This is a genomic window from Streptomyces sp. NPDC001219 (assembly GCF_053597915.1).
In genome coordinates this window covers 131,500-137,499 of the sequence record NZ_JBSFJF010000017.1, presented here as the reverse complement: position 1 = coordinate 137,499, position 6,000 = coordinate 131,500, and the positions used below count along the sequence as shown (strand labels likewise).

Below are 6,000 nucleotides of genomic sequence, written 5' to 3'. Positions count from 1 at the left end.
ACCACCCCAGACCATTCATCTGGACCAAGACCGCCGACGAGATCCTCGACAAAGTCGCGGCCTACTGCCACCGAATCTCTGACTCAGGTCACTAGGGAGACTTGGGCTGAAGCTTCCGGGTGGCGGTGCGGGCCCCGGGCCGGGGCCCGGGTCAGTCTCCCCAGATCTTGCGGTAGGCCTGCCGGTAGCCCTCGGAGTCCCAGGACAGCGCGCCGCCGCTGTTGGCGGAGGTGGCGATGTGGACCGGGGCGACATACCCGCTGTCCGGGGCGTCGCTGAAGGCGCGGTTGAACTCGTCGACGATCTGCCAGCCCTGTTCGGAGAGCGGCTCGGGCACGGTCGCGGCCTGGAACTCCTTGCCGTTGACGCGCTGAAAGGCCGACGGGTCACCGTCGCCGGCACCGATGTTGAACGGGGCGCCGGCGCCGTCCTTGCCCGCGGCGCGCAGGGCGGGGGCGGCGTGCTGGAAGTACAGGTCGTTGATGGCGGCGGAGTGGGTCCACCGGCTGCCGAAGCGGGACATCAGGGAGCGGACCTGCTTGATGGACCGCTTGTTGACCTGGGGGATGGGCATGTTGGTGTAGCTCAGCAGCTTGGTGCCGGAGCAGGTGGCGAGTTCCTTCTTGATGAGGTCGGACTTGTGCTTGGCGAAGGGGACCGTGGCGTCGGTGAACAGGACGACGCCCGCGTGGCCGTTGGACCGGGCGATGATCCAGTCGGCGCTGATCTTCGCGACGTCCTCGACCCGGGAGGTGATGTTGCTGAAGAGCTCGGGGTCCTTGCTGGGGCCGGGAGACGGCGCGGCGTGCCAGCCGATCAGCGGGATGTTCGCCGCACGGGCCTTCTTGACCTCCGCCGCGGTCGTCGCGGGGTCGAAACCGCTGATGACGATGCCGTCCGGCTTGAGCCGAAGGGCCTGCTTGAAGGCGGCCCGCAGACCGTCCGGCGTGCCCTGCCCGTTGAGCGTGCGGGCGCGCCACCCGACGATCTTGGCGGCTTCCTGGACCCCCTGGGCGACTCCGGCGACACCGGGGTTGGTCAGGGTCTGGGCGATGTAGACGACGGTCTTGTCGTGCACGGCCTCGGGTCCGGTGGTGGGGCCCTTCCAGGGGGCGCTGACCGCCTCGGCCTTCCTGACGGCCTGCTTGGCCCTGGCGAGGGCGGTGGGGCATCCGGGCTTGGCGGTGTCCCGGCGGGACGCGGTGGTGCCGGTGCCGGGTTCACAGCCGGCGGCGGTGGCCGTGACCAGGAGTGCGGCGGCTGTCACGACCGCCTTGCGGATGGGGTGCACGGGACTCCTCGCAGGGCAGGATGAGGTTACGGGCGGGGGTGGGGGAGACAGGTTACGGGTGGTGCCGCTCCGCGGAGCAGCCCCCTCCGGGAGATACGGCGCAGCGGCCGGCGACGCCGGGCCCGATACGGAACGAACCGGTCCACCCGTCCCACTCCCTCCAACGAAATCCGGCCATTCAGCATCTCGTCCGGCACCGCGCTCCGCAGTGAAGACAACGGGCTAAACATGACAAAGAGTTGAATACAGTCTGGCCATTGGTCGTCATGTGTTGCCTGCGCATGCACAAGCGGTAGTGTTCACGGCCGGTCGGAGGTGTGGCGCGATCCTTTCGCTCGCAAGGGGCGAAATACGCATTCCTCACCCTCCCCCGTCGTCGGCGGTCGGCACCAACACCACCTCGGTCACCGCTCAGGAGCACGTCGCAAGGAGGCCTGGGTGTCTGCGGACACAGTGGACCCGCCACACGAACCGGACCCATCCCGGCGTTCACCGCTGCGTCCGCGGTTCCTTCAGCAGGCGGGCGCCCGCCTGGACCGCTGGCCGTTCCGGCGGAAGCTCAACGTGCTGGTGATCGCGCCGGTCGCGGTCGTCGGCGTGCTGCTGGCCATCGGCGTCAGCAACCAGGCGGACAAGGCCCTGGACGCCGGCCGGACCGAGGAGCTGGTGCGCGACAGCGAGCAGGTCACCAGGCTGATCAACGACATCCAGGCGGAACACCGGCAGGCGCTGCTGCTGTCCGTCGAGCAGGAGGCGGCCCGGCCCGGTGCCGCCCTGCCGTCGACCGCCGCCTACCGCGGGGCGCAGCGGGTCACGGACGCACAGGTCTCCACCGTGCACACGGCGTTCGGCGCGGAGCTGCCCAAGGAGGAGTCGCGGGCCCTGGAGTACGTACGGGGTCTGGCGGTGCTGCGGGACAAGGTCGAGCGGGGCTCGGTGCCGGCCGCCGGGATCGACCCCGCGTACGCCGCCGCGGTCGGCTATCTGATCGACGGCATCGGCCTCGACCGCTTCGTCGGCAGCTCGTCGTCCTCGGTCACCATCCTGCTCGACACGGTGCTGCGCGCCGACGCCGCCCACGCGGCCTTCGAAAGCGGGGTGTTCTCCGCCCAGACCCGGGACGCCAACGCGCTCACCGAGTACACCCGCGCCGTCGGTGCCCAGAAGCTCTACGAGGAGCAGGCAGACCGCTTCGCCAGGATCGCCGCTCCGGACCAGGTCCTGCGCCTGGGCGGGATCGCTCGAAACGCCGAGGAGAACGGCATCGAGGCCCAGTTCGCGGAGCTGCAGATCGATCCCGGCTCGCTGCAGGGCCAGTCCCCGCAGCAGCTGCGCGAGACGATGGCCGCCGGCACCCGGCAGGCCCAGGCGCGCCTCGACATCACCCGGTCACTGATCGACCAGATCGCCGCGCGGGCCGACAGTCTCTCCGCGAGCGCCCTGTACAACGCGCTGGCCATGCTCGGCCTCGCCCTGCTCGGCTTCACCTCCTGGCTGACCTTCTCGGTCCTGGTCCGGCGCTCGGTCGTGCGTCCGCTGACCGCCCTGACCGGCGCCGCCCAGCAGGTGGTCGACGTGGCCGGTGAGGAACTCGCCAGGGTCGAGGACGACGAGTCGCCGGACGGCGCCCCGCTGCGGCCGCGGGCGATCCCCGTCCCGGTCCGTGACGAGATCGGTCATCTGGCGGAGGCCTTCAACCAGGTGCAGGTCACCGCCGCGGCGCTGCTGGAGCGGCAGGTGCTCAGCCGCCGCAACGTCGCCGAGATGTTCGGCAACGTCGGACGCCGGGTCAGCAACCTCACCTCGCGTCAGCTGATGCTGATCGACGCCGTGGAACGCGAGGAGACCGACCCCGACGTCCTCCAGCGGATGTACCGCATCGACCACATCGCGGTACGCCTCCAGCGCAACGCCGACAGCCTGATGCTGCTCGCCGGCATCCGGGACCCCGAGGTGGAGGCCCGGCCGACGACCCTGGTCGATGTCATCCGGGCCGGACTCGGCCAGATCGAGGGCTACCAGCGGGTGTCCCTGCGGTCCGAGACCGAGGTCACCGTCGGCCCCGACATCGTCGACGACCTGACGCTGATGCTCGCCGAACTCCTGGAGAACGCGGTCTCGTTCTCCCCGTCCGACACCCCCGTCGAGGTGGTCGTCCGGCCGGGCACCGACATCACCTCGGACGGCGGCGCGCTGATCGAGATCATCGACCACGGTCTCGGGATGAGCGCCGACCGCCTCGACGAGGAGAACGCCCGGCTGGTCCGCCGCGAGCGGCTCGACCTCGTACCGACCAAGGTCCTCGGCCTGTTCGTGGTCGGCAGCCTGGCCCGGCGCTCGGGCATCCGGGTCACCCTGAGCCGTACACCGGGCGGCGGCGTCACCGGCACCGTCTGGCTCCCCGCCACGCTGCTGCTGACCGTCCGGCCGGGCGCACCCTCGTCCCCCGCGGCGGAACTGCCCGGTACGGACACCGGGGACGAGGCGCCGGCCGAGTCTGCGTCAGCACACCCGGCACCGGCCGACTCCACGTCAGCTCATCCGGCACCGCCCGCGCAGGAGCCCACTCCGCCCGAGCCCGGCCCGGCACCCGCCACGCCCCTGCCGGTGCGGACCCCCTCCCCCGCGCCCGAGCGGCGGCCCGTCGCCCCCTCGCAGGAGGGCGGGCTGCCACGGCGCCTTCCGCAGCGCACGGACCGGGAGCCCGCCTCCGCGTCCGGGTCGCGCCCGGCGTCGGCCGGCCGGCCGCTGCGCCGGCGGGTGCGGGGCGCGACGCTCCCCATCACCACTCCGACGACCGACCGGGGGGCCGAGGGCCTGCACCGGCCGGCCGACGCCGACGCGGTCCGTTCGGAGCTGGACGCATTCGAAGCCGCAGTACGCCGGGCGGAGCAGGACAGCGCTCCGCCCCCGAGGGACTCAGCGCCCTCAGCACACCAGCAACCCCGGAAGGAGTCGGGCAGTGACGACGCCGACAGGTAAGAGCAGTCCCGAGCGCGCGGAAGCCATGGATCTGACGGCCGCCGCGGCCGACTTCACCTGGCTGCTCGACCGGTTCGCCACCCAGACCGCCGGTGTCGTGGACGCCATCGCGGTGTCCTCCGACGGCCTGCTGATCGCGGTCTCCCAGCTGCGCGAGCAGGCCGACTCCGAGCGGCTCGCCGCGATCGTGTCGGGCGTCACCAGCCTGGCCGCCGGCGCGTCCGGCAACTACGGCCTGGGCGGCCTCAACAAGGTCATCATCGACCTGGAGGGCGGCCACGTCCTCGTCTCGGCGATCGGCTGTGGTGCCGTCCTCGGCGTGGTGACCTCGAAGGAGGCCAAGCTCGGCAACATCGCCTACGAGATGACCCTCTTCGCCAACCGGGCCGGCAGCGCGCTCACCCCCCAGCTGGTGCTGGAGCTCAAGAAGAACGCCGGCGCCACACCGGCCCGCTGACCCGTCCCACCCGCGGAGGCAGGAATGCGGGCGCCAAGAAAAGGACCACGAAATGGCCGTCGGTGAACCAGGACCGAACGAGGCGGCGGGCGCTGCCCGGGGCCCGTCGGAGCCGGTCGGCCGCGCTCCCGCGATCCGGCCGTTCCTGCTGACCGCCGGCCGGGTGGCGGGGGACGGCGCCGGCCCCCCGCTCCCGGTCGAGGCCCAGATCGTGGCGACCTCGGCCGGGCTCGCCGCCCTGGGGACGCTGGCCTTCGAACCACACGACATCGTGGCGGCCTGCCGACAGCCGCAGTCGGTGGCGGAGCTGGCCGCGCGGCTGCGCCTCCACCTCAATGTCGTCCGGGTGCTGGCGGAGGACCTGCGGGCCGCCGGACATCTGGCGGTCCACGTCCCGAACGCCGGCACCACCCAGGACATTTCCGTACTGCGAAGGGTTATCGATGGTCTCCGCGCCGTCCCCGACTCACGGGACACACTCCGTGACAGCGGTTGAGCAGCCGCCGGTACCGGTCAAGTTGGTCATCGCCGGCGGTTTCGGTGTCGGCAAGACCACGGCCGTCGGCGCGATCTCCGAGATCCGGCCGCTGACCACGGAGGCCGCCATCACCGAGGTCGCGGCGGGGGTGGACGACCTCACCCACACCCCCGGCAAGACCACCACCACGGTCGCCATGGACTTCGGCTGCCTCACCATCGACCCGACGCTGAAGCTCTATCTGTTCGGTACGCCGGGCCAGGACCGGTTCGGGTTCATGTGGGACGACGTGGTCGAGGGCGCCCTCGGCGCTCTGGTGATCGTGGACACCCGCCGCCTGGACGACTGTTACGCCGCGGTGGACTACTTCGAGCACAAGGGCATCCCCTTCGCCGTCGCCGTCAACGCCTTCGACGGCGAGGTCCACCACGCCCTCGACGAGGTGCGCTGGGCGCTCGACGTCTCCGACCACGTGCCGCTGACCGTCTTCGACGCCCGCAACACCGGCTCGGTCCGGGACGCGCTGCTGATCGTCCTCGAAGTCGCCCTGTCCCGCGCGGAAAACGGCGCGGCGGACTGACTCCCGAGCGGCCGCCCGCCCCCCCTGGCTCGCCGTAACTACCGGTAAGTGATCAGTTTCACCTGGTACGGAACACCGCTCCCCACCCCTGCGGCACTCCCGGCTGCCATGATCCCTGACGACGCGGATTCGGCCGACTCCGCGGACCGAAATGACGGCGAAATCAGGGGTGTTGGCGTGAGACGGGCGTGGTCACGGTGGGCTGTGCGCAG

At 71.4% G+C, this 6,000-nt stretch carries 5 protein-coding genes; 4 read left to right on the top strand and 1 reads right to left on the bottom strand.

The annotated features are described in order from the left end of the window. Positions 1–151: 151 nt before the first annotated feature. Entirely contained in the window at positions 152–1,291 is a 1,140-nt protein-coding gene (locus tag ACWC9R_RS14170; protein WP_450731497.1) for a substrate-binding domain-containing protein, read from the bottom strand. A 570-nt stretch (positions 1,292–1,861) separates the two neighbouring features. Between ACWC9R_RS14170 and ACWC9R_RS14165 the strand changes: the two genes are divergently transcribed. The 4 genes from ACWC9R_RS14165 to ACWC9R_RS14150 are packed head-to-tail and all read left to right on the top strand — an operon-like array spanning position 1,862 to position 5,788. Continuing rightward, entirely contained in the window at positions 1,862–4,273 is a 2,412-nt protein-coding gene (locus ACWC9R_RS14165; protein ID WP_450731504.1) for an ATP-binding protein, read from the top strand. Positions 4,274–4,298: 25 nt separating this feature from the next. After that, entirely contained in the window at positions 4,299–4,730 is a 432-nt protein-coding gene (locus ACWC9R_RS14160; RefSeq protein ID WP_006601854.1) for a roadblock/LC7 domain-containing protein, read from the top strand. Between the two features lie 52 nt (positions 4,731–4,782). Further along, positions 4,783–5,226 (top strand): DUF742 domain-containing protein, encoded by a 444-nt coding sequence (locus ACWC9R_RS14155; RefSeq protein ID WP_450731495.1) that lies wholly within the window; start codon positions 4,783–4,785, stop codon positions 5,224–5,226. Next, on the top strand, positions 5,174–5,788 hold the full coding sequence (locus tag ACWC9R_RS14150; RefSeq protein WP_450731493.1) for a GTP-binding protein: 615 nt from the start codon (positions 5,174–5,176) through the stop codon (positions 5,786–5,788). The genes ACWC9R_RS14155 and ACWC9R_RS14150 overlap by 53 nt, the downstream gene beginning before the upstream one ends. Positions 5,789–6,000: the final 212 nt, after the last annotated feature.

What these genes read in the sequence shown, in the direction of transcription:
- ACWC9R_RS14160 (WP_006601854.1), top strand. Translation starts at nt 4,299, where the DNA reads ATGGATCTGACGGCCGCCGCGGCCGACTTCACCTGGCTGCTCGACCGG.
- ACWC9R_RS14150 (WP_450731493.1), top strand. Translation starts at nt 5,174, where the DNA reads ATGGTCTCCGCGCCGTCCCCGACTCACGGGACACACTCCGTGACAGCG.
- ACWC9R_RS14155 (WP_450731495.1), top strand. Translation starts at nt 4,783, where the DNA reads ATGGCCGTCGGTGAACCAGGACCGAACGAGGCGGCGGGCGCTGCCCGG.